The organism is Scytonema hofmannii PCC 7110, assembly GCF_000346485.2.
Taxonomy (GTDB): domain Bacteria; phylum Cyanobacteriota; class Cyanobacteriia; order Cyanobacteriales; family Nostocaceae; genus Scytonema; species Scytonema hofmannii.
The window spans coordinates 4361016-4386693 of the sequence record NZ_KQ976354.1 but is presented as its reverse complement, the minus strand read 5'-3'; the positions used below and the strand labels follow the sequence as shown (position 1 = coordinate 4386693).

At 41.4% G+C, this 25678-nt stretch carries 19 protein-coding genes and 1 pseudogene; 9 read left to right on the top strand and 11 right to left on the bottom strand.

Annotated features, from left to right (window positions below):
- The first annotated feature begins 13 nt into the window (after positions 1-13).
- Both WA1_RS17995 and WA1_RS17990 read left to right on the top strand, forming a co-directional pair.
- Positions 14-1504 carry a serine/threonine-protein kinase gene (locus tag WA1_RS17995; RefSeq protein ID WP_017746331.1) on the top strand — a complete coding sequence of 497 codons (1491 nt, stop codon included), beginning with the start codon at positions 14-16 and terminating at the stop codon, positions 1502-1504.
- 107 nt (positions 1505-1611) lie between these two features.
- Complete coding sequence (locus WA1_RS17990) at positions 1612-2841, top strand: HhoA/HhoB/HtrA family serine endopeptidase (protein WP_017746330.1); 1230 nt, start codon at positions 1612-1614, stop codon at positions 2839-2841.
- 56 nt (positions 2842-2897) lie between these two features.
- Here WA1_RS17990 and WA1_RS17985 read toward each other — a convergent pair whose 3' ends face one another.
- The 6 genes from WA1_RS17985 to WA1_RS17960 form a co-directional block, all read right to left on the bottom strand.
- On the bottom strand, positions 2898-4019 hold the full coding sequence (locus WA1_RS17985; RefSeq protein WP_017746329.1) for an AI-2E family transporter: 1122 nt from the start codon (positions 4017-4019) through the stop codon (positions 2898-2900).
- 119 nt (positions 4020-4138) lie between these two features.
- Positions 4139-5551: an ATP-binding protein gene (locus WA1_RS17980; protein WP_017746328.1), complete on the bottom strand. Its 1413-nt coding sequence runs from the start codon at positions 5549-5551 to the stop codon at positions 4139-4141.
- A gap of 39 nt (positions 5552-5590) precedes the next feature.
- A complete protein-coding gene (locus tag WA1_RS17975; RefSeq protein WP_017746327.1) occupies positions 5591-5965 on the bottom strand; it encodes a response regulator transcription factor in 375 nt (124 codons plus the stop codon).
- Positions 5966-6148: 183 nt separating this feature from the next.
- Positions 6149-7189, bottom strand: coding sequence for a hypothetical protein (locus tag WA1_RS17970; RefSeq protein ID WP_026134987.1), 1041 nt, complete (start codon positions 7187-7189; stop codon positions 6149-6151).
- A gap of 11 nt (positions 7190-7200) precedes the next feature.
- Complete coding sequence (locus WA1_RS59915; RefSeq protein ID WP_017746325.1) at positions 7201-7491, bottom strand: hypothetical protein; 291 nt, start codon at positions 7489-7491, stop codon at positions 7201-7203.
- Positions 7488-8405 (bottom strand): hypothetical protein, encoded by a 918-nt coding sequence (locus WA1_RS17960; protein ID WP_017746324.1) that lies wholly within the window; start codon positions 8403-8405, stop codon positions 7488-7490. Before WA1_RS17960 ends, WA1_RS59915 begins: the two co-directional genes overlap by 4 nt.
- Before the next feature lie 1021 nt (positions 8406-9426).
- On the opposite strand from WA1_RS17960, the gene WA1_RS17955 reads away from it, so the two are divergent.
- On the top strand, positions 9427-10629 hold the full coding sequence (locus WA1_RS17955; protein ID WP_017746322.1) for a PQQ-dependent sugar dehydrogenase: 1203 nt from the start codon (positions 9427-9429) through the stop codon (positions 10627-10629).
- A 310-nt stretch (positions 10630-10939) separates the two neighbouring features.
- A complete protein-coding gene (locus WA1_RS17950) occupies positions 10940-12304 on the top strand; it encodes a glycoside hydrolase 100 family protein (protein ID WP_017746321.1) in 1365 nt (454 codons plus the stop codon).
- A gap of 131 nt (positions 12305-12435) precedes the next feature.
- On the opposite strand, the gene WA1_RS17945 is transcribed toward WA1_RS17950, so the two are convergent.
- The 3 genes and pseudogenes from WA1_RS17945 to WA1_RS55075 all read right to left on the bottom strand — a co-directional run.
- Complete coding sequence (locus WA1_RS17945; RefSeq protein ID WP_066612914.1) at positions 12436-13089, bottom strand: PEP-CTERM sorting domain-containing protein; 654 nt, start codon at positions 13087-13089, stop codon at positions 12436-12438.
- Positions 13090-13531: 442 nt separating this feature from the next.
- Positions 13532-15562: a hybrid sensor histidine kinase/response regulator gene (locus WA1_RS17940; RefSeq protein ID WP_017746319.1), complete on the bottom strand. Its 2031-nt coding sequence runs from the start codon at positions 15560-15562 to the stop codon at positions 13532-13534.
- A 365-nt stretch (positions 15563-15927) separates the two neighbouring features.
- Positions 15928-16094 (bottom strand): annotated as a pseudogene (locus WA1_RS55075) (IS607 family transposase); the annotation flags it as partial.
- A 474-nt stretch (positions 16095-16568) separates the two neighbouring features.
- Here WA1_RS55075 and WA1_RS17935 point away from each other — a divergent pair.
- The gene (locus WA1_RS17935) at positions 16569-17303 is read left to right on the top strand and encodes a protein kinase family protein (protein ID WP_017746318.1); all 735 of its coding nucleotides are present in this window, start codon (positions 16569-16571) and stop codon (positions 17301-17303) included.
- 44 nt (positions 17304-17347) lie between these two features.
- Entirely contained in the window at positions 17348-18112 is a 765-nt protein-coding gene (locus WA1_RS17930) for a slipin family protein (protein ID WP_017746317.1), read from the top strand.
- A 77-nt stretch (positions 18113-18189) separates the two neighbouring features.
- Here WA1_RS17930 and WA1_RS17925 read toward each other — a convergent pair whose 3' ends face one another.
- Together WA1_RS17925 and WA1_RS61710 are read right to left on the bottom strand one after the other, a co-directional pair.
- A complete protein-coding gene (locus tag WA1_RS17925) occupies positions 18190-20217 on the bottom strand; it encodes an FAD-dependent oxidoreductase (protein WP_026134984.1) in 2028 nt (675 codons plus the stop codon).
- 80 nt (positions 20218-20297) lie between these two features.
- The gene (locus WA1_RS61710; protein ID WP_419183619.1) at positions 20298-20657 is read right to left on the bottom strand and encodes a hypothetical protein; all 360 of its coding nucleotides are present in this window, start codon (positions 20655-20657) and stop codon (positions 20298-20300) included.
- Positions 20658-21112: 455 nt separating this feature from the next.
- Between WA1_RS61710 and WA1_RS59910 the strand changes: the two genes are divergently transcribed.
- From WA1_RS59910 to WA1_RS17905, 3 genes are all read left to right on the top strand, one after another.
- Complete coding sequence (locus WA1_RS59910; RefSeq protein WP_272819166.1) at positions 21113-21376, top strand: glycine radical domain-containing protein; 264 nt, start codon at positions 21113-21115, stop codon at positions 21374-21376.
- Positions 21377-21616: 240 nt separating this feature from the next.
- Positions 21617-22669: an Acg family FMN-binding oxidoreductase gene (locus WA1_RS17910; RefSeq protein WP_017746314.1), complete on the top strand. Its 1053-nt coding sequence runs from the start codon at positions 21617-21619 to the stop codon at positions 22667-22669.
- 151 nt (positions 22670-22820) lie between these two features.
- Complete coding sequence (locus WA1_RS17905; RefSeq protein ID WP_017746313.1) at positions 22821-25664, top strand: tetratricopeptide repeat protein; 2844 nt, start codon at positions 22821-22823, stop codon at positions 25662-25664.
- Positions 25665-25678: the final 14 nt, after the last annotated feature.

Genomic DNA, 25678 nt, shown 5'->3' with positions numbered 1-25678 from the left:
CGGAAGGTTTTAGATGATTGGCAGATTACTAGACCAGCGTTACCTGGTAGTTGAGCTATTGGGTATGGGTGGATTTGGTCACACGTACACAGCACAAGATACTCGCCGTCCTGGAAATCCTGTATGCGTCGTTAAACATCTCAAACCTGCTACTGATGACCTTGAGTTTTTGCAAATCGCAAGACGCTTGTTTCGTAGAGAAGCCGAAACTCTGGAAAAATTGGGCAACCATGACCAAATTCCGCGACTGTTGGCTTACTTTGAAGAACAGCAAGAATTTTTTCTCGTACAGGAGTATATTGCGGGACATCAGCTGGCAATGGAATTACCATTGGGACAGCGTTGGGATGAAAGTCAAACCATTCATTTGCTGCAAGATGTTCTGCCAATTCTAGAATTTCTTCATAATAACGAAGTCATCCATCGCGATATAAAACCTCAGAATCTCATTCGTCGTCACTCCGACAATAAACTGGTGCTAGTTGATTTTGGTGCTGTTAAGCAAATCCAGATGTATTCCTTAATGAATCCAAATCAACTCAACAATGAGACAATTCCTATAGGAACTCCTGGTTATATGCCAAGCGAACAGGCACAGGGAAGACCTCGACCCAACAGTGATATCTATGCGCTTGGTGCGATCGCTATCCAAGCTTTGACAGGCTTGAACCCCAAACAGTTTGCTACAGATGCTAAAACCGGAGAGATTATTTGGCGGCAGTATGCTCAAGTCAGCGATCCATTAGCAGATCTTTTAACAAAAATGGTGCGCCAATACTACAAGTATCGCTATGAATCTGCAAGTGATACTTTGGAAGCACTCACCTCCTTCACCCATCCTCGCACCCGAGCGGCTGTCGCTGTTGCTGTTAAATACGTACTGCAAAACTATCTACGAGAAGGATACGCGTCCGCAACTAAAATGGTGCGATCGCTACAAGAATTGGCAAAACCTTGCTATCATCCAGCAGAGAATACAAAAACTCCCGATACGACACAACTACCAACCACTCCTAGTTCTCAAGTGCCAGGTACACAAAGTACGGTGCTAATACCTGATGCCAATCTACCCGCATCCAACACTTCCTCGTCTCACAAAGGTTTTCCTATTAAATCTCCTCGTCAAATACAATTGCTTGTTGGCGGAGGTGCTGTGATTGCTTTAGTTGCGCTGAGTGTGATTTCTGCAAATCCTCCTCAACAAAAATCGGCCTCAACTACACAAGAGAAAACAATTCAAGAAACACAAAAGGCAGGCGGTACAAATACACAGAAAAGTACAGTTCCAGACAAAATTTCCCAACAGAATCAATTCAATAACTGTTTTATTACCACTCGTGCATCAAATGTACGCTCTGTTTCCGGGCGCAGAAGAACAGGAAAGGTCATTAAAGCAGGTACTAGAGTGACAGTCACTGGAAAAGAAGAAGGTGGTTGGATCGAACTCAGCGCTCCCGAACCAGGTTGGATATGGAAGAGTCGGACAAAGAATACTTGTCAGTAGGTAGGGCAAAAGCTTTCTTATGACAGAGGTCAATATGTCAGAAAAACATAATAATTCTTATAAGAATAGCCCTATCAATTTAAAGTTATCTAAAATAGATAAGTCATATGGAAAGAATACATCTAAATACCAATCGCTTCTTTAAGAAAAAATTAGCTAACTACTTATTGTTACCATTTGTAGGAGTAGGAATAGCATTTTTGAGTGGTTGCTCAACAGTCACTTCTCAAAGAATTCAACCTTTGAAAGAATCTGTTCAAGCAGTTCAAGAGACAGGAAATTCCAATAATCGCCCGCTCGTACCAACAGCCGAGGATACCAATTTTGTTGTCGCAGTTGTCAATAAGGTAGAACCAGCAGTGGTGCAAATAAACACTGAGAGAACTGTCAGAAGCCAAGTACCGGAAGCATTAAATGACCCTTTCTTTCAGAGATTTTTTGGAGACCGAGTACCAACACAGCCACAAGAGAGAGTTGTTCGCGGTGTTGGCTCTGGTTTTATCATTAATTCTAACGGTCAAATTCTTACCAATGCTCACGTTGTTAATAATGCGGATACAGTGACAGTATCCTTTTCCGATGGTCGCACCGTACAAGGTAAAGTGTTGGGGCAAGACAACGTGACGGATATTGCAGTTGTTCAAGTTCCCAATAATAATTTACCTATTGTAGAATTAGGAAATTCTCAACAAGTACAACCAGGACAGTGGGCGATCGCAATTGGTAATCCCCTGGGTTTGCAAGAAACCGTTACAGTGGGTGTGGTCAGCGCAACAGACCGTTCTGCAAGCGATATCGGTGCATCTGACAGACGTATTGGATATATTCAAACTGATGCAGCAATTAATCCGGGAAACTCAGGTGGACCCCTGCTTAATGCACGGGGTCAGGTCATTGGCGTTAACACAGCTATTATTAGCGGTGCTCAAGGCATCGGCTTTGCTATTCCCATTGATACAGCTCAACGCATAGCTCAGGAATTAATTACTAAAGGCAAAGTTGAACACCCTTATTTGGGTATTCAGATGACACAGATTACACCTGAACTCAAGCAACGAATTAACAATAGCCCGAATGCGAATATTCAAGTGCAAGCAGATCGGGGTATTCTCATTGTTCGTGTTGTTCCTGGTTCTCCAGCTGATAGAGCAGGGTTGCGTCCAGGGGATGTCATTCAAGAAATTAATAATCAACCTGTGACTACAACTGATGCATTACAGCAGATAGTAGAGAAAACTGGCGTTGGTAGCACCATGCAAATAGAACTGCAACGCAATGGTAAAAGTTTACAAGTCTCAGTACAACCGGGACCGCTTCCCACGCCTCAAGGTGGTTAGTAAGGCGCAAGGCTTTACAATCCCTACGCGGTTCGTTGTGTAATTCATCAATAGCATCACTCTTTGCTATCCGATCCTGCGCCAACAGCACTACCTTTGAGAGTTCTGTTGGCGCTATCATTATCATCGTTTTTTAATTGGCGTTTACTTTTCATCTCTCCTTGCCAATTGTTAAGTATATCCTTAACCAAAATTTCTTTTATACAAATTTGAAAGACAATGACTAGAGGTATAGCAAGAAATAGCCCTAAAAATCCAAAAAATTGGGCGAAAATCACTACAGATAATATGGTTACTACAGGTAATAGAGAGACCTGAGTTCTCATAACCAAGGGCACAATTACCAAGCTTTCAACCTGCTGAATTCCAAAGTATAGTGCTACCACGGCAGCTGCTTTCCAAGGTGCATCAAGCAGTGCTAACAGTAGAGGTGGAATCAAACTCAATGTTGGTCCAACATTCGGAATAAACTCTAGTAATCCTGCTAAAAGTGCATTAACTAAGGGGAGACGCACTCCTAAAATTAACAAACCAACATAGCTCAAGCAAGCAATTAGGCACATCGTCAGAAGTGTACCTTTTATCCAACCTACTAAAGATGTTTCACATTCAGAAAGAATTTCACTAACCCGACGCCGATAAAATGCAGGAAACAACAGGATAAAGCCCTGTCGGTATGGCGCTGGATCTGTCAGTAGCATAATGGTCAATACTAAGAACAGCAGTAAAGTTAAAACTATATTTAGCGACCTACTTAATAGGGCAAAAAAGTTGTTAACTAGCTGATTTAACCAAGTTTGTAAACCTTGAGTCAGAGTTCTAAGACCGCGAATATTTTCTAATAATTGATCTGGAATAGCGTTTTGCAACCAGTTATTCCAAGTTCGCATTCTTTCTAAGGCATTAGGTGCAAAGTCAGTGAATTGTTGCAGTTGGTCAACAATTTGTGGCGCAATCAATGCTAAAAAACTTGCTATAATCATCAGTAAAAGACTAAATGATATCGCGATCGCAATACCTCTTTTCATCCGAAATTTTTGTAAAAATAGCACAAGTTGGTTTAAAACTGTTGCCAAAACAACAGATGCAAAGACAACTAAAACAACTTGCCTGATTTGCCACAAAATATAAAGAGATATGACAAGGGCAAACAACCCTATCCATTGCCCAAAACGCACAACTCTGCCTCCAGTTTTTGCTATTCCAGCAATCTTGCTGAATTTTATGCTTCCAAATTAGCTATGTCTTTGATTTCAAAAAAGCCTCTCAAGTGGTATTTTTATTGTGCCGACTTACTTCATAAAGGCAAATGAATATTAAAGCTTGCTCCCTCACCAAACTTACTACTCGCTGTAATGCTACCACCGTGGGCTTCTATGATACGCTTGGCGATCGCTAAGCCCAATCCAACTCCCTTACCTTGACGCGAGCGATCGGCAGTATAAAATTGCTCGAAAATATGTGGGAGGTCGCTTTCTTTAATCCCCTGTCCGCGATCGCGAATTGTCACAACTGCTTGCTTGCCTTCTTTGTACCCAGCTATAGAAATTTGGGAATTAGGGGATGAGTGTTTGATGGCATTATCCAAAATATTGAGAAAAGCTTGCAACAGACGCTCCGAGTCGCCCTGTATTTGCATATCTGTGACATTAACTTGTGTTGAGATTTGCAAATTTTTGATTCGGGATTCCATAGCCCTCATAGCACGGTCAATTAAATGATGCAAATGTACTGTTTGCTGTTCTAAGACTGTCACCCCTGCTTCCAGTCGTCCCAAATTTAGGAGATCGTCAATCAACCGTGATAACCGTTTGATTTCGTCTTCTACATTTTGAAAGAAGCGATCGCGAACTCCAGGATCTGAAGCAGCACCACTGCGAAGGGCTTCAACAGTCACCAAGACATTGCTAATTGGTGTACGGAGTTCATGAGATACGTTTGCGAGAAACACTCTGCGTTCTTGATCCAGAGAAGCTAAACGTTCGCTCATGCGGTTAAGTTCTAGTGCGAGTTGATCTAACTCGTTACTCTGACGAATCTGAAGTTTACCCCCAAAATGCCCGGTACCCAATTGAATTGCAAAATTTCTCATTGTTTCAATAGGGCGGGACAAACTACGCGCTAATGCCTCACTAATCAAAGTACACAGGATAAGTGTAAAAATGAGAGTTCCCACGATCGTGCTTATGATTGTGGCAAATTGCCTTTGAAACTGTCGTAAAGTGACTGACATCCTCAATGCGCCCAAAATTTGACCTTTACGCCTAATCGGTCGGGCAATGAACAATCGATCATCGTTAGTTAAAAGACCTTTTGCTAAACCTCGCTGTGCCTGACCTTGTAAGGCTTCTTTCATCCCAGGCACTTCCAACCAGCTTGGTATTTGTCGATCTAAGTCTGGGCTAGATGAGGCAAGAAGTCTACCTTTACTATCTAAAACTCGTATAGTTATGTTTTCAGCTGCACCATAACGTTGAACAATAACTGCAGCTCGCTTGAAGTCATTTGTTTCTAATGCATCAGCAACACTTTCACCAATAGCAGTACTCCAAGTCTCCAAATCCGTTTGCCTTGCTTTATTAAAGTAAGCATGGAAAGACCAGAGAATATACGCTCCCATCAGGGACGTTGCTAAAGCAGTTAGCAATAGGTATGTTGCCAGCAGTTTAGTATGAATGGAATTTTTTTTAATTTGAGGTATCCAGCCCATCTACAAAATTCCCAATTCAATCAGAAAGCATTAGGTAGACTAGGACTGTTTTTCAGAACGACGACGCAGGACAGCTTTTATACGCGCTAGCAGTTCGCGAGTGTTAAAGGGTTTTGTCACGTAGTCATCTGCACCTGCCTCTAGACCCCGCACTTTGTCAAAGTCTTGGTCTTTAGCAGTCAGCATAACAATTGGCACGTCCGAAAATGCTCGAATTCGCCAGCAAACTTCCATACCATCAACTTCTGGCAGCATTATATCTAAAAGGATCACATCTGGCACTTGCTTGTGAAACTGTTTGATAGCATTGTGACCATCTGCTGCCGTTTCTACAGTATAGCCTTCTTTCCGCAAACTGTAGGAAAGGCTTTCCCTTAAAGGTTCTTCATCATCAACTAATAAGACATGAGGCATTTTGCTTTTATATTTTGTATAGCTCCATATTCTACTATCATAAAGTCTATTTTTTGACACAACTATCCTAAGATACAAATTGATTCAACTTTAGATAAGAATTTTTAGTCGATAGCGGCTGGGGACAAGCAAGATAAGGGGAAATGACAAATGACAAATGACAAATGACAAATCCCCAGACACCTACTTAGTTTTAATCTTGTTTAAATCCCAAGTGTAATAACCAAGCTTGTCAGGAACTCTAGAGAACCTACCAATTCGGTGACCTCTAGAAAGTTCATTATGGACAGCAGTTTTTATCTCCCTTAATTGTTCGGCATTTAACTCTCCATACAAGCCTGTAATGACATCACCTACGCTGAAAATTCTCCCTGAATGTCTTTGCAATAGTATGCAGATGGCGTCAATAAGAAACTTACCTTCAAATTCTGCCAACATTGGCACTCGTCTTGCCTTGGGGAGCAAAAAGGGTTTCTTCTTTTTAGGTTTAACAGCTTTGGATTTGGCTTTCCCATTTTGTGGGGTTACCAAACTTATATCGAGAGTGTAACAACCGGGTTCCTCTGGAACAGCTGACCAGTAACCTTTTTCTTTACCGTGTGTCAGTGAGGATTGCACCCTACTCTTGACTACTTTGAATACACTTGACTCCAAATCTCCATAGAGCGTTCGCACGATGAAATCTATGTGACAAACAGTCCCCATATTTTCTCGCAGAATGCTTTCAATTGCTTCCAATCGAGGCAATCCGTGAAACTGAGGTTGCATGGGAACATCTGAGCCTGGAAGCGTGCGATCGTCATTCTCTAACAATATCCGTTGTGGTGAGAATATGACCGTAGGTGCTGCTGCAATTGCACCGTTGGCATTTTGTGTGGCAACTTCGTTCACACCGATCTCTTGCTTGCCATTGTCTTTCAACTCAAGCTGGATAAATTCTTCTGGTTTAAAGTTAGAGACTTTATCCGGTACTTGTTGTAAGTGAGAGACTTCTTGGGAAGGAGTGGGAGGAAACGAGAGTGTTTCAACTATCGCTGTTTGGTTATCAACTACAGGCGGTAGTGAATAATTCGACAAGATCGCTTCTACGTGAGTCAATTGCGATCGCGCCTGCGTACTCAAACGTTCGTACTCTTCCACAAGAGCTGCATAGTAGTCTCTTAATTCGAGCAGTGGTTCAATCAAAGCTTGTGGAGGTGCTTCTAAGTGTGGTTTTGTCATCATATAGTTTCATCTCAACCTAATTCAGTATCAGATTTGTAAGTCATTGGTCTGGGTTTAGCTTTATTGGAGGGCTTCATTAGCGATTTTTTAGGTGCTTGAGGAGGGCGGCATTGTTCGCAGTACAAAGGACGAGGTCCAAAAGTCTCGCGCTTCGTTGATGTACCGCACTCTTTGCAAACAAAGTTGAAAACGCGTATGTGAATCAATCGTTTGTGTGCTCTAACAGTGTATTCTCTAACGTTGATTACTTTGCTGCTGGTCATAGTTGTGAGTGGTGAGTTTTGTCCTATCAATATAATCATTCAGGCAGGGTAAATTGCTTTCTTGACATTTTTAGTGACAAGTTTTGGCAATTGTTGGTTGGGTTGTGGTGGATACACACAAATCCAGGATTATTGGAAGCGTGCTGTATTTCCCAGTTAATGAGACAGACGCTTAACGCAGTGACCCTTTTTGATGCAACAGACCAGTCACTGCAAAAAGCAGACCAGTTACTGCTACTGCTTGTTAGGGCTGGGTCTGGATAAAACCCCTGCAGGAAAGCGCACCCAGTAGAAAGCTTGTCTAAACTTTGAAGAAGGCTTTCTTCCCTCTTCCCACTGTCTTTGATGAGGTTAGTACTTTTTATAAGTACTTGCAACCGATCTAAAACAACGTCTACTAGATACTTGACGGTACGTTTGGTTAAAGTCCAAAACACTCTAAGGTGTTTTGTAGAGAAGGTGTGTGAACCACTTCCTTGAAGCCTAACATTCCATCCAGCATTGCGTATGACGCCAAATACACCTCTCCAAAATTGGTAAAATCGATTCCTGTCACGCTTTCCCAGAAGCAGATCCAGGTCTGAATCAGTTTGCGAGGTGTGAGCCACGTTAAAAGCAACGGACACTTGGTCAAAGCGCTTGAGTACAGTTTTCAGAGCTTTGACTACCACGCTCTTGTAAAACTGGTTTAACTCACTGCGGGTGCGCTTGAAATGCTTTTTGTCACCAATTTTAATGGGGATAGACAAGACTTTATAAATAACCTTATCAATATTTATCAGTAACTGCAAGGTCATGATGTCAACTAAGGTTTGAATAGAACCTTGATTCCCAATATTAGGCGGGAGACAACCAAGACATACAGCTACTTCAAACATAACACCTAGCTGCCGTTCTGTAACGTCTTTAACAAGATACCAACCTCCTACTTTGTTTTCAGTTTTCTCCACCATCTTGGTTTCACCTCCTTAATGTGTGTATTAAATCTATTCTGCAATAATAAAAGACTCAGACAAATTTACTATAGCTGGCTATACTTAAAAGTATTTAAAAAAATGCCAGTACAGCTTGTTGGTTCTTAAAACAAGAGAGCCGTTCTTCAGCTCAACCCATGAGTCGTCTTTTAAACAAGAGACATACTTCAGTTGTGGGAGTACTAGAGTACGAGTCTACTATTGAAAATAAAACCTTTGTACAACATGACTTTCTGTGGGTTTTTAGAGGGCTTGAAGAGAGCGTAAGTATCAATACTATGCGATAACACGGGGCTTTAACAACTCAAAAATGTACGTTTGTGTATTATTTCAATTAAAGCATTACAAATTCCCAGTTTGCTCATTCCAAGTTCAGCCTCTGTAAAAACGACAAATTCTACTGTTGCTTTATTAGCTTCTGGTGTTAAGCAGCACCCTCTGTTAACTGTGCTCATGCACCCTAAGCCGCCACTTATAGACAAAAAAAGATTTCATCTGTGTTAATTCTTTTTAACAAGTTTGCACTCTAAGTTCCGGAACTTTACTTCTCGTATTGGTTAGAGATATGTTGATTCAATAAAAAAACAGACCCTAGATAGGTGTAGCTAATTGACCAGTGACCAGTGACCAGTGACCAGTGACCAGTGACCAGTGACCAGTGACCAGTGACCGATACTCCTAAGTCTATCTAGAGGGTTAGTTACTAAAAGAAATAAACAGGCTTCAAACAAATATAAGGTATATATCGCTACTTCGTTAGAAAGATGTGGCGATCGCTTAATTAGTTTTAAACTACTTTCTGACAATTAACTTCAATGAAGGATAAACCAGTTTTATACTTTGTGTTTTATCCTTTTGCCTTCCATCAGTTAGTTTTAGGACTTACGCACGCTCTACGAATTCTTGGCGCTCTTGGCGTCTTGGCGGTTCGATAAATCAAGGTTTCTAGCAATTTTTGCGTAAGTCCTGAGTTTTTCCTAGCAAATTTAAGGAAAATGCTGTGATAGCTAAAAGCTTATTCATCGGTTGTGCTTTAGTGCTGAGCATAACTCTTACTGGTAACGCACAACAAACGCAGGAACAAAGAATCGAGCAAGTTGAGGGCTATTTAGTCACACCCGAACAACTGAAATTTGACGAATCGCTTTTGCAACAGATCGAGTTGCCTACAGGATTTCGCATTAATATATTTGCCAAAGATTTAGGTAATCCCCGGATGCTAGCAGTAGCCCCTGATGGTACCATCTACGTTACTCGCCGCCAACAAGGTGATATACTAGCACTACGTGATTCTAATGGTGATGGGTACGCCGACGAAACACTAACCGTTGCATCCGGTTACGAATACATCAACGGCATCACAATTTACCAAAATCGTCTTTACTTTGTCACAGATAAAGATCTCTATGCCGCAGATGTGAACTCAGGAGGGGCAATAGGCGAAATACAGCAGTTGATTAACGATTTACCAGACGCAGGGCAACACCCCAACCGCACTCTCGCGTTTGGTCCTGACGGAATGCTCTACATCACTGTAGGTAGTACTTGTAACGCTTGTAATGAGACAAATCCTGAAAGCGCGACTATCCTGCGATCGCAACCTGATGGTAGTATGCGAACGATCTATGCCAAAGGTTTGCGAAACACCATTGGCTTTGATTGGCATCCGGAAACAGGGCAACTGTGGGGCATGGATCATGGCTCCGATTGGCGTGGTAACGAACAACCGCCGGAAGAATTAAATCTTCTGGAAGAGGATATAAACTACGGCTGGCCTTTTTGTTATGCAGATCGCCGTCCGGATGTATACTTGAGCGCAAACCCCACTGGTACGACGAAGGAAGAATACTGTGCCAATACACAACCGCCCGTGCTTACCTACACGGCTCACAGTGCGCCCTTAGCAATGTTATTCTACAAGGCGTCTCAGTTTCCAGAAGAATATCGTAACGATGCTTTTGTGACTATGCGCGGTTCCTGGAATCGCAACCCGCCCTCTGGTTATAAAATTGTACGAGTGCGTTATGTAGATGGCAAGCCAGTGGAATTTGAGGATTTTATCACTGGGTTTTTGAACGAAGAGGCATTAACTCAGTTTGGTAGACCAGTGGGTTTGGCGATCGCACCTGATGGGTCACTGTTATTTACAGATGACACAAATGGAGTTATCTACCGAGTGTCATATACAGGTAAAGGGCGTTAGCACAGATCCCCGACTTCTCAAAGAAATCGGGGATCTAATACAACAAATTATTCCCTTTAGATTAGGAAAATTATTACTGTATGTAGGGTGCGTTAGAGCTAAGCATAACGCACCATATATTTTATTAAACAATATTTATACTGGGTGCGGCGTGTTAGGTGGGACTAACACAAACTACTAATGCGTCTGTTTAAAATGGTGCATAAATTTTTGCTCTCCGGCGGTTGGGCAATCCCCACGTCAAAGAGTGCTCATGCAACAAATTAGGGAAGACGTACTACTACAGAAGTATGTTGGGGGTACTTAATTAATGAGAGCAAAACACGATATAGAAGCAGAAGCATGGCAATTGCTTGAAAAATCAATTATTTATTATCAAGGTCGTCCGATTGGAACAGTAGCAGCTATCGAACCAGGTTCAAATGCGTTGAACTACGACCAATGCTTTGTTCGAGATTTTGTCTTATCAGCACTCGCTTTTCTCATTAAAGGTAAACCTGAAATTGTACGTAACTTTTTGACAGAAACTCTTAGTTTGCAGAGTCAGGAACCACAGATAGACTCCTTTAAACCGGGACCGGGACTTATGCCAGCTAGTTTTAAAGTAGAATCAGAGGATGGTAGGCAGTATTTAACGGCTGATTTTGGAGAACACGCGATCGCCAAAGTACCGCCTGTTGATTCTTGCTTGTGGTGGCTTATTTTACTTCGGGCATATGTAAAAGCGACAGGTGATATTTCACTTTTTCACCAAAAACACTTTCAAAAAGGAATCAAATTAATTCTACAAATGTGCCTTGTTCATCGGTTTGCCATGTATCCAACGATGTTGGTTCCCGATGGCTCTTTTATGATTGACCGTCGTATGGGTGTTTATGAACATCCGCTTGAAATTCAAGTTTTATTTTATACAGCCTTACGTGCGGCTGGCGAGCTGCTTTTAAGAAATGATGATAGCTGCAGCCTTTATAATAGCGTTCACAAACGCTTAGCAAGTCTGACTTATCATCTTCGAGAATACTATTGGATCGATCTCAAGCGCTTAAATGAAATTTATCGGTACAAAGGCGATGAGTTTGGCAAAGAAGTTGCTAATAGATTCAATATATATGCTGATTCAATTCCTCATTGGCTGACAGAATGGCTGCCTGACAGTGGAGGTTATCTTGCAGGTAACCTTGGCCCTGGCCGTATGGATTTTCGTTTTTTTACTGTGGGTAACTTAATGGCAGTTATCACTTCTCTTGCCAGCGTTCAAGAATCTCAAAGCATTATGAATTTAATTGAGCAACGCTGGAACGATTTAGTGGGGTATATGCCGATGAAAATCTGCTTCCCTGCACTTGAGGGTATGGAGTGGCAAATTGTAACGGGATGCGATCCAAAAAATACCCCTTGGTCATATCACAATGGTGGAAATTGGCCTGTTTTACTCTGGTTGCTAGCTGCAACATCTCAAAAAACAAATCGCTTAGAACTAGGTCGCAAAGCTATAGCACTGGCTGAGAAACGTTTAATTGAAGATTCTTGGCCTGAGTATTACGATGGTAAAAATGGTCGATTAATTGGTAAAGAAGCTAGAAAATACCAAACGTGGACTATTGCAGGTTTTTTAGTTGCAAAAGCGTTGATTAACAATCCTCAGTATGTGGATTTACTAAGCTTTGAGAGTTAGGGACTTCCAAATAAAAAAGTCTTCAAATATCTTTTGTGGTACGGGCGACACGAGCCGTCACCACTCGGAAGGCAGGCGAGGACGCCCGCCCCACAAGATGGAGAATTTATTTTTTGGAAAACCCTCAGAGGCTAATTTGACTTGCGACGACGACTAACAACCATTCCCGTTGCTGTCAAACCAAGACCGAGCAAAGTACCGGGTTCTGGAACTTTCTTAACAGGTGGTTGTTCGTTGTGTTTCTTAGTCGCTACAAACAGCGAAGCGTGAGATAAAGCCTTACCTTGATTTCCATTTCCTGCTAAGGCAACACCGACAGTGTTAAAGAATCCTTGCAAATTTGTGTAATTAATACCTGTGAACAAATAGGCACTATATGCTGTACTGGTTTTAAGGCTCAGCACAAATGTATCACTGCTTAGTGGTTGTTTTAGACTCCATGCGCCAGAACTGAAATTATTAGCTGCTGTCAAGAAATTATTTGACTCATCTGATTTACCAGCTAAAGCCCAGTTATAAGTGTAGTCAGAAGACAAACTGTTTTTAAACAAACCATTATTTAGATCGCTAAGCAAGGTGCCTTGTGCTCCAGTGTCATTACCATCGAAAGGTCCTTTACAAGCTGTAGCATTAATACCGCCAAGTGAGACATTATTAACGTTGCAAATAGCTGTGGTTTGGTTACTTGCTGGTGCGGCTTTTGGTGGTGCAGCCATGAGCGCAACTGTAACTCCAGTGGCGAACAAAACAGAACCTAGTAATGTAGAACAAGTGTTTTTCTTCATGGCTTAAATTGCCTGGTTTTTAAATGAAATAACTGCGGGTAGTGAAACAATTGTCAAAATATTGTTTTTGTCAACTGCACCGAATCTGTAACTTATACTACTTCATTCATTTAGCTTTTTCCAGAATAGTGTTAAATTTTTATCACATTTTTACAAAAAATCTCTGTATTGGTAAAAATGTAAAGAAGCCATAATTCCTTTCTTGACAGTCTTATAGATATTTTTATTTTTTCAAGGTTTATACTTACCAAAATCTTGAGTCTTATTTATAACTTGATTCAAGAGAAAATACTTTAAGTATTTTTACTATAAAAAATAATTTGTTTTTTACTTTTTAAGCCGAAGCCGCTTTTAGTATTTTCCGAAAACTTCGACAAAATACTAGCCAATACTCTCCAGAACAAACGGGCGAGGACGCCCGTACCACAGGAAAACGGCATAATTAGACTACAGTTGGTAGCATTAATGTTAAAATCTGCTGGTACTGGAAATTATGAGCTAAATCCTCTAAAATATTCGCTAGTGGCTCATTTGTTTGGCGGACTTGAGCAATAAGACTTAGTATTACATCTGTATCAAGATTGAGAGTTGCTAGATAGAATTGACCGATCAAATCTGGAGGTAAAGCAGCAATTTCTTGTGTCAGATTTGCGATATCTGTTTGGTTGAAGTTTTTAGCTTGAATGCGATCGCTCTCGGACTTTGGCATTTGTTCTTCAGAAATAAATCGGACTCCGAGATGTTTTTGTAACGCTCCAAAAATTTCTGATTCTCGGAATGGTTTGCGGATAAAGTCATCGCAACCGATAGAGAGAGCAATAGCTTTCTCTTCCTCTACAGCACTAGCAGTTAGGGCAACAATCATTGTAGCTCGACCTTTGAGGGTTGATTTGATGTGTTGTATGGCTTGGTATCCATCCATAACAGGCATCCGCATATCCATAAATATGCAATGCGGTTGCCATTTTTCCCAAATCTCAATAGCTTCTTGACCATTGCTGGCTTCCTCAAGTTCAAAACCCATAGGATGAAGCAATTTTCTCAGCAGTTGACGATTTAGGGATTTGTCATCAACAATCAAAATACGGTATTGTGATTGGTTTTTTTCTAGTGATACAACAGTGCGTGATGGTTGTTTATTGTCAATAATGTCGGGAGCATCAGCTGCACTCACTGGAATGACAAATTTAAAGGTTGTACCCACTCCCACTTCACTACAAACGTTGATTTCACCTCCTAAAAGATGCACGAACTTGCGTGTTATAGCTAAACCCAAACCCGTACCCTCATGAGATTCTTTGCCTGTTGTTGTTTGAACGAAAGCTTCAAAGAGGTTGTCTAACTCTTCAGCAGCAATCCCAGCACCTGTATCTTCGACTTCAAAGGTTATTCGGGGCTGGGAAGAAAAGGAGGGGGAGAGGGGGGAACGGGGAAAGGGGAGGAAGTTCACTGTTTTTTCGTGTCCCCGCGTCTCTAATCCCACTTTCACCAACACCCTACCTTGATTTGTAAATTTGATTGCATTACTTATCAGGTTAATAAGCACTTGGCGTAACTTAATTTCATCAGTTCGTATGTATCTTGGAACATCATTCGTATAAGTGCTAACTAACTCCAGCCCTTTTTCTCTAGCCTTATGTTGGAACATATCTTCCAACTCATCTAATAAGCAGCAAAGATCGAAGTTATTTTGATTCAGAGTTGCACGCCCAGCTTCGAGTTTAGAGAAATCTAATACTTGATTAATCAACGATAGCAAGTGTTCTCCACTGCGAATGATGATGCTAGCATTTTCTAGATTTTCTACAGATAAATTTTGACTGCGCTGTATCAAACGAGAAAAGCCAAGAATTGCATTTAAAGGCGATCGCAACTCATGGCTCATATTAGCGATAAAGAGGCTTTTAGCTTTGTTTGCCACTTCTGCGGCTTCTTTAGCTTGGGCGAGTTCGATATTTAACTGCGCTACATTGCGGGCTGCTAGTCGCAGTTCTATCTCATCCATAACAACTCCTGCTAAATCGGTCAAAATAGACTTCTCTTCTTCCGAAATAGAGTGAGGTTGTTTGTCAATAACACATAATGTGCCTAAGTTATAACCGTCATGGGTTGTGAGTGGCGCAGCTGCATAAAAACGCAAGCCCATTTCGCCCGCAACTAGGGGATTTGTTAAGGAACGCACATCTTTGCTAGCATCTACAATTGTATAGACATCATTTGAAAGAATTGCTGATGCACACAGACCGGGCGAACGCTCTATCTGTTCTACATCCAAACCATAACGGGACTTGAACCAAATGCGATCGCTATCCACTAAGCTTACAATAGCGATTGGCACTTTAAAAAGTCTAGCAGCTATCGAAGTAATGCGGTCAAATGCGCCATCAGGAGGTGTATCCAAAATCTTATAACGTCGCAAAACATGCAGGCGATCGCTTTCCCCTTGAGGAATAAATTGCTGGTTACTAGCCATGTTGTGCTTTTATGACTTAATGAATTGCTTTTTTGCTTACCTCATCATAACAACCGGGCATACATGTCCTGCTTTCAGGGTTGGTGAATTTTTATTTTTGCCGACTCTTGTGCCGATCGCCCGCTCCAATTCCATTCAGGATTTTTGGTGAGAATTCTATAATTTGTAAAGACGTGCCATGGGTCGTCTCTACATTGTTTTTCAGAAATGTCTACTCCTCACTCCCTGTTCTTGCGATCATGGTTGCAGAGAGGTTGGCAAAGATTCATTCAAGAACTTACGACATCTCAAACTCGGTCATTCTAATTGCATTCAGTTCTTCTGCTGGTGTCGGTAATCCTTTAACATACGTGAGAGTCGCCATATTATGTTATCTCATTTATAACTTGAGTCATGCCATCAATCAATTTCTTGTTTTTCTCTTACTACGAGAACCATACAAACGTGCTGAGAACACTGTAATAAGTTCAATCATGTCTTGAACTAGTTCTTGCTCAAATGTGACTTCTTCCGAAGTCTTGTTGATGATGAGTTACCAACCCTATGGCAGGTAAGCATTTTTACTCAGGTTCTGAGGCTGATATGATTGCTTGGATTGAACAACTTTATATTGGTAATTGAGGTTAAGTCGATGGGGAGTAATATCTCCCGCTTTCCCAGTCCCCAGTCCCTAACCCCTATGTTAAATTATTTGTTGAATTGGGAATTTTAATGGTAGGAGCTGTAGCAATACGGTTCGGATAAGCACGCTGTCAAAAACCCGGTTTCGCAGAAGTTACCGGGTTTCTCTGGTCGCCAATTACGTTAACCGAACCGTATTGGGAGCTGTAGGTGCTAACGTTAATTAGTCTTAAGATTAAAAAAATTTTGTACTGACTACTCGTTAGCCAAAGCAACTTTAAAAAACTTATAGTAAAAACTGTCTTCCCTTATGGAAGCATTAAAGTGCTTATTCCGAACACTACTTTATAGTTCCTGCGAAGTATCCCTCTACTGAGGAATCCCAATGATTGATGAATCTTTATCGCAGGGGTATCCCGACCCCCTTCACGAATCCAGTGCAGATAGATCGCAAATAGAACACCTCATTGAGAGTATCCACCAGGAATTACTCCCCAACTTGCAGATTGAGAGTGTAGATCCTCACGATCCAGTGAAAGTCCAGTCTATCCCCCATCCTTGGCAACTTCTTGGGGCAGGAAATTACGCGGCTGTCGTCTATCACCCTGACTACCCGAATCAAGTTGTCAAAATTTATGCACCCGGACGTCCGGGCTTTGAGGAGGAGGTAGAAGTTTACCGCCGTTTGGGTTCCCATCCTGCTTTTTCCAAGTGTTTTTATGCCAAAGACGGCTTGTTAGTTCTAAAGCGGCTGTATGGGGTCACCCTCTATGACTGTATGCACCTTGGCTTGCAGATTCCAGTACAGGTTATACGGGATATTGACAAAGCTTTAGACTATGCTCGCAAGCGAGGTCTTTACCCTCATGATGTTCACGGGCGCAATGTGATGATGCATGAAGGAAAGGGACTTGTCGTAGACATTTCAGACTTCCTTCATGAAGAAACCTGTTCCAAGTGGAATGACTTGAAGAAAGCTTACTACTGGCTGTACCGTCCTCTTCTTTGCCCGCTTCGGTTACGAATTCCCTACTTTGCTCTAGATATTGTTCGCAAGAGTTACCGATTCTTTCGTCGCTTATTTTCATTCAAGTTACAAGTTAGCAAACGACGGAAGTAGTTTGACTTTTTCTTCAATTCAACATTATTCACTTGGCAAGACATATGGAAGCGTTAACAGGTGCCTTCTTTGCTTTCTTAATATTTCTAACACTATCAGGATGTAAGTTAGATAAGGAATATCAGCGTGGGGTTATCTTTCGCTTAGGTAGAATTAGCGGTGTTAGAGGTCCGGGAATATATTGGATTATTCCTATCGTAGATCAAAAAACTCAAATAGATATTCGTACCAAAACAGTAGATATAGAACCTCAAGAAACTGTGACTGCTGACAGTGTCACAATTAAAGTTAATGCTGTTCTCTACTACCGAATTCTCAAACCCGATCGAGCTATCAATCAGGTTGAGAATTATCAAATGGCTGTCTATCAAACTGCCCTAACGACTTTACGTAATGTTGTAGGGCAAAACATCTTAGATGATGTGTTGCAAAATAGAGATAAAATTAATACTAAAGTTCAAGAAATCGTAGACGAAATCACGGAACCTTGGGGAATTGTCATTGAAAGAGTAGAAACCAAAGATGTAGAAATTCCCCTGGCAATGCAAAGAGCAATGGCAAAAGAAGCAGAAGCTATTCGAGAAAAACGCGCTCGTATAATTAAAGCGTCAGCAGAACAGGAAGCTTCGATTAAGTTAGCAGAAGCTTCTCAACTGATTATACAAAATCCTGCCGCTTTGGAATTGCGACGATTACAAATGCTCACAGAAATTGGAGCCGAAAATAACACAACAACTTTGATAATGATACCGTCTGATTTGATAGTCTTAGCGCAAAAATTGTCAGAATCAATTAAGGATAAAGGTTAGTGGTTAGTGGTTAGTGGTTAGTGGTTAGTGGAGAGCAACCAACAACTAACAACCAACAACTAACAACCAACAACCAACTACTTCCAATCTTCCCAATTTTGGTTGAAAATTGAGGTATCTGGGAAAGCAGTGGGATTACCGTTTTTCTCCAACAACTGTTTTAGAATTTGCAATTGCGGTTCTGGTTTGGGTAATTCGTCAACCAGTTGGTACGGTGCAATGCCATTTTTTAGGGCAAAAGCGGCTGTTGTTCCGGCTGCAGCACCAGCAGACCATTCAAAGGAGTGTACCCTGTAGGCGGCGGCGGCAATATGACTGGTAGCAATGCTTTTACCACCAACTAACAAATTGTCAATTTTTTGAGGAATCATGGCTCTTAAAGCAATTTGAAAGGGATAAGCTTGTCCTGCACCACGTCTTTCTCCTGCACGTTCTGTATTTCCCGGTGCTTCTGGAGGGCTTTGTGTCATACAGGGATGGAAGTCAATAGCGTAATGACCGATACCTACAGCATCAGGGAAAATGGTAGAACGAGTCCGTCGGGCTACGTTATCGGGTTTTTGCTGTCCGGAAAGAACTGCTGTTGCTTCCAATCCTGCGAGTGCGGCTTTTAAACGGCGATATTCGTCTGCTGGTAGTGTCTTGCGGTAGTACTCGTCGTCGTAGTTGCGACGGGAAATATCTATTTCCCAAATCGTAAAGCCTTGGGGTTGTCCCCAACTGGGGCGTCCAAGGATGCGCCTTCCTTCTCGCATATAAGGATGTTTTGATAAGCCGTGTGCTGTTCCCATTGGAGAATTTAACCCAGATAGATAGCGGTTATTGGGATATAACTGCTTGACTCCATCACCTAATTGGGAATCAGTTGTTCCTGCGACCAACCAATAGTAATAACCTTGAGAAATTTCTTCACCTTTACGTAAAGCATCCGTTCGTAGTCCACCCATCCAACCCCCAGGTTTCAACTGTCCGGAGGCTTGTAACTGCTGGCGGGTGTAAATAAGGTTGTCTACAGAAGTTCCCGGACGGTAATCGTTACCCCAAGTCCAGTTTTGCATGGAAATGTCTTCTGGGGCGGGTGCAGAAAACTTGACTCCTCCAAATTCCATCTGTTCCCCGTCTCTGGGACTCCAAATGCGACGGTATGTAAATACTAGTGGAAAGCTTGCCAGTCGTTTTAGTTCATAACTGTAGTATGGTGCGTACTGTTGATAGAATGGGGGCATTGTCTGGTTTTGCGGTTGCTCGGTAGCCTCCATTGCAAAAGTGTAAGTGAAGCCTTGGGTACAGTAGGAGTCATTGGTGGCACTGGAAGAAGAAGGTTCCAAATAAGAACGAGCATCAATACCCAGTCGGTAAGGAACATCAGCGATCGCAATAATTTCCCCTGTTTCCGAAGCGTCTACGACATACCAGTTTGGTGCATTCGTATTTCCTTTGGCTTTGGTTGGTTTGGGAACAAGGCGAATGATGTTTTTCGCAAACCGAGAAGAGTTTTCGTAGGTATAGGCGTCTTCGATAGTTTGAGATAACGGGAATGTGTTTAGGGGCGGTGCTCCGGTGGCTGGCTGATGTTGGATAGCGATCGCAGCGTTAATCAGCTTACCATCACTGCTATATTCCAAATCTTTAATAACCGTGTTGGGAAACCATTGCAACTTCCCTCGACCCTTCTTTTCAGCATCCTTAAGCATAGCGCTTAAGATTTCATGACCGTCACGAGGTAAATAGCAAGAATCACTCACCCAGCAATCACCGGGATTGAGGTCTCCTTTATACTGACGCTCAATGCGCTGGCGTAATTCCAAGTAACCACGAGAGTAATATTGTTTTGCTCGTTGGGTTGGGCGTTCGTCTAAAGCAGAAGTTCCTTGAGAAGAAATTTGTCCTCCCAACCAATCAGTCAGTTCGGTAAGGCATACTGTTCTGCCTGCTAGTAGCCCTTCATATGCGGTAGCAGCACCAGAAAGCCCACCACCCACAACCAGGATGTCACAATTGACGGTTTTGTCCGGGTTTCTTGGCGGTGCGGCGATCGCCGAGTATGGTGTAATAAAAGTTGAGATGAGAGTAAGAGAAATGAGCGATGCGTGTTGGCGCTTCATATTCAATAAGATTCCGTTCAACTCCATTTACCAGCTTTGAAAGTATTTTTTTAAGCGTCTTAGCAACTCTTTGTATGCAATTAGACAAACAAAACCTGCGAATGCAGGTTTCTCAAGGTTTGATTCGACCATTCAGTTACCTGACTCATTAAGCAGTCAGCAAGGGTCTTGGTTTGACTAGTTGAGACAGTGTTGCTAATGCTAGGTACTATATCAGTAGTTGAAGACGCTATCACCCTAAAAATGTTCTTTATGCAGATAATATTTGTATAACTACATCGTCCTGTTTCATCAATTTTGCCTTCTTTCATCTGTTTTACAATAGTATTAATATCTCCCTTGCGTTTTGCTCCGAAGACAATTAGTAATGACCCCGACGCCATTAAAGCACCACTAAAAACATCATCTGCAGTGCCAATGACTGGAATAAAATCAGGAATTGTGTCTGCTGGATTAAAAATGTCAACACTCTAAATGTCATCTATTACATACATGAATAAATATTCTGATGAGGCTTGGAGGCACTGCATGAGCGGGATGTCCTCCATACCATGGCGTGTAGTATTGCCAAATTATCTGTGGTAGTTGATTCACTTTCTGCGTTCAAATACGCTAAAGTAAAAGTATTGAAAAATAAAGTCGGTTTGGCAGTAAATTATTAAATAGAGGGAGATTATCCCAAATGCGGGAATTAATGATGTCCGTGTAGATAGTATTGCGGTTCACTTGGTTACCAAATTCATAAACTGAAGTCCGCAAGAAAAAAACCTACCGGAATGCTGTTCCCACCCAGTCTGTACTGACTATTACCTCTCATGTGGTTTATGGCAAGAAGACAGGCAATACCCCAGACGGAAGAAAAGCTGGAGAACCTTTTGCTCCAAGAAATAACCCTATGTACGGATACGATATCAAGGATGCGAGCCTCCTACAGAGGCGCTTTCCTAAAGCATCTCTGGCATTCGTTGCCAAACTACCTTACCAACACAGTCAAGACGGAATTTCTAACACCTTCTCGTTTGTACCGTCTGCGGTGGGCAAAACAGAAGATATCCAGATCCATAAACTAGTAAGCAACCAAATTGTATCTACAATTAACGATTCGTATGTCCGGGTATGCGGCCAATTATCTCAAGCTGTCGCGAGAACAGCAGCTTGATATGATTAAACCTACATTCTACGAACGGATGTAATCTTTGTAGTAGCTTAAATTGCTTCTGAGAAATTCATAACTCCTACTTATAACCCACCAATTCTTCCGTGGCTTAAAACTTTGTAATTATAACAAATAGTAAATCCTACTTATACGCATTTTTTAATTGTGTATTATATAGTTATCAATAATTATTTTTTTATTAAATAATTTTAAAATTTATAAAAATTTATTAAGTAAAAAGTTATGTCAAAGATAGTATCGTCTGAACCTTTAAGCCCCTGGAACGTTTCAGAGATAGATTTTCCCAAACGCGGTAGCCCCTCACAACAGCTAGATTTTCTACTTCACTACGCCGTTCTGGCTCCATCGCAATATAATGCTCAACCCTGGTTATTTAAAATTGCACACGAAACCATTGAGCTTTATGCTGACAGAACTCGTGCTTTGCCCGTGATTGACCCCCAAGACAGGGAGTTGACTATGAGTTGCGGTGCGGCGCTGTATAACTTAAGGTTAGCCATTAGGCACTTTGGTTACATTGATGTCGTCAAAACTTTTCCCAATCCAGAAGATCCAGATTTATTGGCTCATATCTGGTTGGGGAGTCGTAAAGAGCAAACAGAAGAAGAGTTTTTGCTGTTTGCGACCATTAAGCAACGACATACAAACAGATTGGCTTTTCAAAATAAACCTATCCCGGAAACTTTGCTCTCTATTATGCAGAAGTCAGTACTTGAAGAAGGTGCATGGCTTCATCTTATTCAAGAGCAAAACCTTCGTAATGCGTTAGCGGACCTTATTACAGAAGGCGATCGCATTCAATTAGCAAATCTACATTTTCGTCGGGAGTTAGCAGCATGGATACATTCAAGCCGCAATGCAACTCATGATGGTATGCCCGCCTATGCTCAAAGCATTGGAGAACTTCTAGATTTTGCTACCCCTATGACAGCTCATACCAACCGTACCTTTGATATTGGCAAGGGACAAGCAGCGAAAGAACGGGAATTAGCTGCTGGTTCACCAGTATTTACGGTGTTGGGTACAAAAGAAGAAACGACTGCAAGTTGGCTGAGTGCGGGACAGGCTTTACAAAGACTTTTACTGCTAGGGCAAGCAGTCGGTGTTTCTGCATCCTTCTTAAACCAACCCATACAAGTTCCCGAACTGCGTCCCCAACTTAGAAATCTTCTTAATACATCGGGTTATCCCCAAATCTTGCTGCGTTTTGGTTATGGTACTGAAGTCAAATCAACACCCCGACGGGTAGTCAGTGAAGTGCTTCGCTATGAGTAGTGGTAAAGCCGGGTCTGTACTGTTCTTAGCTCAAGTTTATTTAGCGCTCGCCTTATTTTTCAGTCTAAACATCTCCCAATGATAGGGTCAAGACTGCTAAATTGGATAAGTGTGTTGCTTGACAACTTACCAACGGAAAGAGAATGTTTTTATGAAGAGCAAAAATCCAATTATCTTCACTTTACTGTTGAGAAGCGCTATTGTCTTTTCACCTGCTCTATTGTCCGTTGGTATCGCTAGTGCTCAGAAAGCACCATCTTCCTCCTCAGAAGTAGCGCCCGCACCTTTAGTCTTGAGCCAAAATCAGGGACAAGGGGGACAATGGTCAGAGGAACAACGCTCCTTTGTACGTACAACTATACTACTAAATGTTTGGCTTGGTATACTGACTCTTGTTCCAGTCACAGTGATTGCTTCACTCCTGCTATTGAGACGAGCGGCAATCCGTGCGATTGTGGACAAAGCGATGGAACGGTTAGAGGGACTCGAAGAATTAGAAAAACAGCTAGTCACTGTAAAGCAGGAATCACAAAAACTTATATATGAAATTAAAACCATTTCCTCTGAACTAGAAAAGGAAGCAGAAACTCTGCAACAAAAAATTAAAATAGAACAAGAAAGTCTATCCAAAGTTCCATTTGAGGTATCTCAATCTAAAGAGCAGATATTAGCGGAACTAACAGTCTTAATACAAAAATCCCAACAAGAGGTACAAACTCTAGAATCTGAGTTTGCTTCTTACTTATCTGAGTTTGAATCTCAAGCTCAACAGAAAAGAAACCTGACTCTGAATAATTTAGGGCAATTGGAATCTGAACTGACTTCTCAACTTGTTGAAATGAAATCGGGAGTACAACAGGAAAGAGATATTGCCCTTGAAGATTTGGTAAAATATCAGTCAGAGTTTACTTCCCAACTTTCTGGATTGCATTCAGAGACCGAAAAACGCAGGAATCAAGTTCTGGAAAATTTGGAGCAATTACAAACAGAATTTGCTTCTCAATTGGTTGAGCTAAAGTTAGGAATACAGCAGCAAAAAGATATTGCCCTTGAAGATTTGGCAAAATCTCAGTCAGAGTTTACTTTTCAAATTTCTGGATTGCATTCAGAGGCCGAAAAACGCAGGAATCGAGTCTTGGAAAATTTGGAGCAATTACAAACAGAATTTGCTTCTCAATTGGTTGAGCTAAAGTTAGGAATACAACAGCAAAAAGATATTGCCCTTGAAGATTTGGCAAAATCTCAGTCGGAGTTTGCCTCTGAAATCTCCGGATTGCATTCAAATGCAGAACAACGCAGGAATCAAGTCCTGGAAAATTTGGAGCAATTACAAACAGAATTTGCTTCTCAATTGGTTGCTCTCAAGTTAGGAATACAACAGCAAAAAGATATTGCCCTTAAAGATTTGGCAAAATCTCAGTCGGAGTTTGCCTCTGAAATCTCCGGATTGCATTCAAATGCAGAACAACGCAGGAATCAAGTTCTGGAAAATTTGGAGCAATTACAAACAGAATTTGCTTCTCAATTGGTTGAGCTAAAGTTAGGAGTACAACAGCAAAAAGATATTGCCCTTGAAGATTTGGCAAAATCTCAGTCAGAGTTTACTTCCCAACTTTCTGGATTGCATTCAGATGCCGAAAAAGGCAGGAATCAAGTCCTGGAAAATTTGGAGCAATTACAAACAGAATTTGCTTCTCAACTTTCTGAATTAAAAGTTGGTGCTCAAGACCAAAAAGATGCAACTAATGACAGTTTGATAGAGTTGGAAGATCAACTGAAATTCTATGCATCTGGATTTGAGTCTGACATAAAACAACAAAAAGATAAAGTTATTGAAAGTTTAAAGCAATTGAGAACGGAATTTGCCTCACAACTCTCTAAGTTGCGGGTAGATGCTCAACGGCGACAACAAATTATCCTTGAAGATTTAGAAAAATCAGGAAATGAATTTTCTTCTCAATTCTCTGAACTACAGAAAGACGCTCAACAAGAAAAAGCGATCGCTCTGGAAAAGCTAGAAAAATTGGAATCAGAATTTGTTTCTCAACTTTCGGAATTACAGAGAGATGCCCAACAAAGAAAAGATGAACTTCTAGAACAGATATCTGATGTGGCTTCTCAACCAATCGTAGAACCTGCAACCTCTGTAGTTAAGAAAGAAATACAGAAGATATTGCAACAACCGCAAGAGGTGAGTAGCGAAGTTATTCCTGAAGTTAGTTCAGAACCTGTTGGCGATCGCTTGATTGAAATAGTTCCAGCATCTGCTGACACTCAACTGGATTCTCTGGCAGAAAATTATATTAAACAGGGAGAGGTTCTTTTTGCCCAAAAGAACTATGAAGATGCATTTGCTGCTTACAACCAAGCAATTGAGATCCAACCAAACAACCCTGTTGCTTGGTTAAACCGAGGTATGACTTTAGGAAGATTAAAACAGTATAGAGATGCAATTGATTCTTACGAGCAAGCTTTGAAACTTAAGCCCGATTACCATCAAGCATGGGTTGATGTAGGCGTAGCACTGGGATACTTAGGAAAACACAAGGAAGCTTTGACTGCTTTTAAAAAAGCTACGCGAGTTAAACCTGATGATGGAGTGGCTTGGTTAAACCGGGGTCTTGCTTTGCAAGAGTTGGAACAAGATGAGGAAGCAGTCGATTGTTTTGATAAAGCTATCAAATTTAAGCCTGACTCTCATAAAGCTTGGAATAACCGAGGTTACTCCCTGGTGATGCTTGGGCGAGATGATGAAGCAATTGGAAGCTTTGATAAGGCACTAGAAATTAAACCGGATTATGCCAATGCCTACTATAACAAAGCTATCTGTTTTGCGATGCAGAGGCAGGTTAAATCATCTGTAGAAAATTTGCAAAAAGCTATTAACCTCAATCCTAACTTTAAGGAACAAGCAGCCAGTGACATAGATTTTGATGATATTGCGTCTGATAAGCGTTTCCAAGAGTTGATAGGGTTTGAAGCATTTACGCAGTAAAACTTATTCTGTGA

What these genes read in the sequence shown, in the direction of transcription:
- WA1_RS17910 (WP_017746314.1), top strand. Translation starts at nt 21,617, where the DNA reads ATGTCAAAGATAGTATCGTCTGAACCTTTAAGCCCCTGGAACGTTTCA.
- WA1_RS17945 (WP_066612914.1), bottom strand. Translation starts at nt 13,089, where the DNA reads ATGAAGAAAAACACTTGTTCTACATTACTAGGTTCTGTTTTGTTCGCC.
- WA1_RS17970 (WP_026134987.1), bottom strand. Translation starts at nt 7,189, where the DNA reads ATGATGACAAAACCACACTTAGAAGCACCTCCACAAGCTTTGATTGAA.
- WA1_RS17925 (WP_026134984.1), bottom strand. Translation starts at nt 20,217, where the DNA reads ATGAAGCGCCAACACGCATCGCTCATTTCTCTTACTCTCATCTCAACT.
- WA1_RS17930 (WP_017746317.1), top strand. Translation starts at nt 17,348, where the DNA reads ATGGAAGCGTTAACAGGTGCCTTCTTTGCTTTCTTAATATTTCTAACA.
- WA1_RS59915 (WP_017746325.1), bottom strand. Translation starts at nt 7,491, where the DNA reads ATGATTATATTGATAGGACAAAACTCACCACTCACAACTATGACCAGC.
- WA1_RS17960 (WP_017746324.1), bottom strand. Translation starts at nt 8,405, where the DNA reads ATGGTGGAGAAAACTGAAAACAAAGTAGGAGGTTGGTATCTTGTTAAA.
- WA1_RS17905 (WP_017746313.1), top strand. Translation starts at nt 22,821, where the DNA reads ATGAAGAGCAAAAATCCAATTATCTTCACTTTACTGTTGAGAAGCGCT.
- WA1_RS17940 (WP_017746319.1), bottom strand. Translation starts at nt 15,562, where the DNA reads ATGGCTAGTAACCAGCAATTTATTCCTCAAGGGGAAAGCGATCGCCTG.
- WA1_RS17990 (WP_017746330.1), top strand. Translation starts at nt 1,612, where the DNA reads ATGGAAAGAATACATCTAAATACCAATCGCTTCTTTAAGAAAAAATTA.
- WA1_RS17950 (WP_017746321.1), top strand. Translation starts at nt 10,940, where the DNA reads ATGAGAGCAAAACACGATATAGAAGCAGAAGCATGGCAATTGCTTGAA.
- WA1_RS59910 (WP_272819166.1), top strand. Translation starts at nt 21,113, where the DNA reads ATGTACGGATACGATATCAAGGATGCGAGCCTCCTACAGAGGCGCTTT.
- WA1_RS17935 (WP_017746318.1), top strand. Translation starts at nt 16,569, where the DNA reads ATGATTGATGAATCTTTATCGCAGGGGTATCCCGACCCCCTTCACGAA.
- WA1_RS17975 (WP_017746327.1), bottom strand. Translation starts at nt 5,965, where the DNA reads ATGCCTCATGTCTTATTAGTTGATGATGAAGAACCTTTAAGGGAAAGC.
- WA1_RS17995 (WP_017746331.1), top strand. Translation starts at nt 14, where the DNA reads ATGATTGGCAGATTACTAGACCAGCGTTACCTGGTAGTTGAGCTATTG.
- WA1_RS17980 (WP_017746328.1), bottom strand. Translation starts at nt 5,551, where the DNA reads ATGGGCTGGATACCTCAAATTAAAAAAAATTCCATTCATACTAAACTG.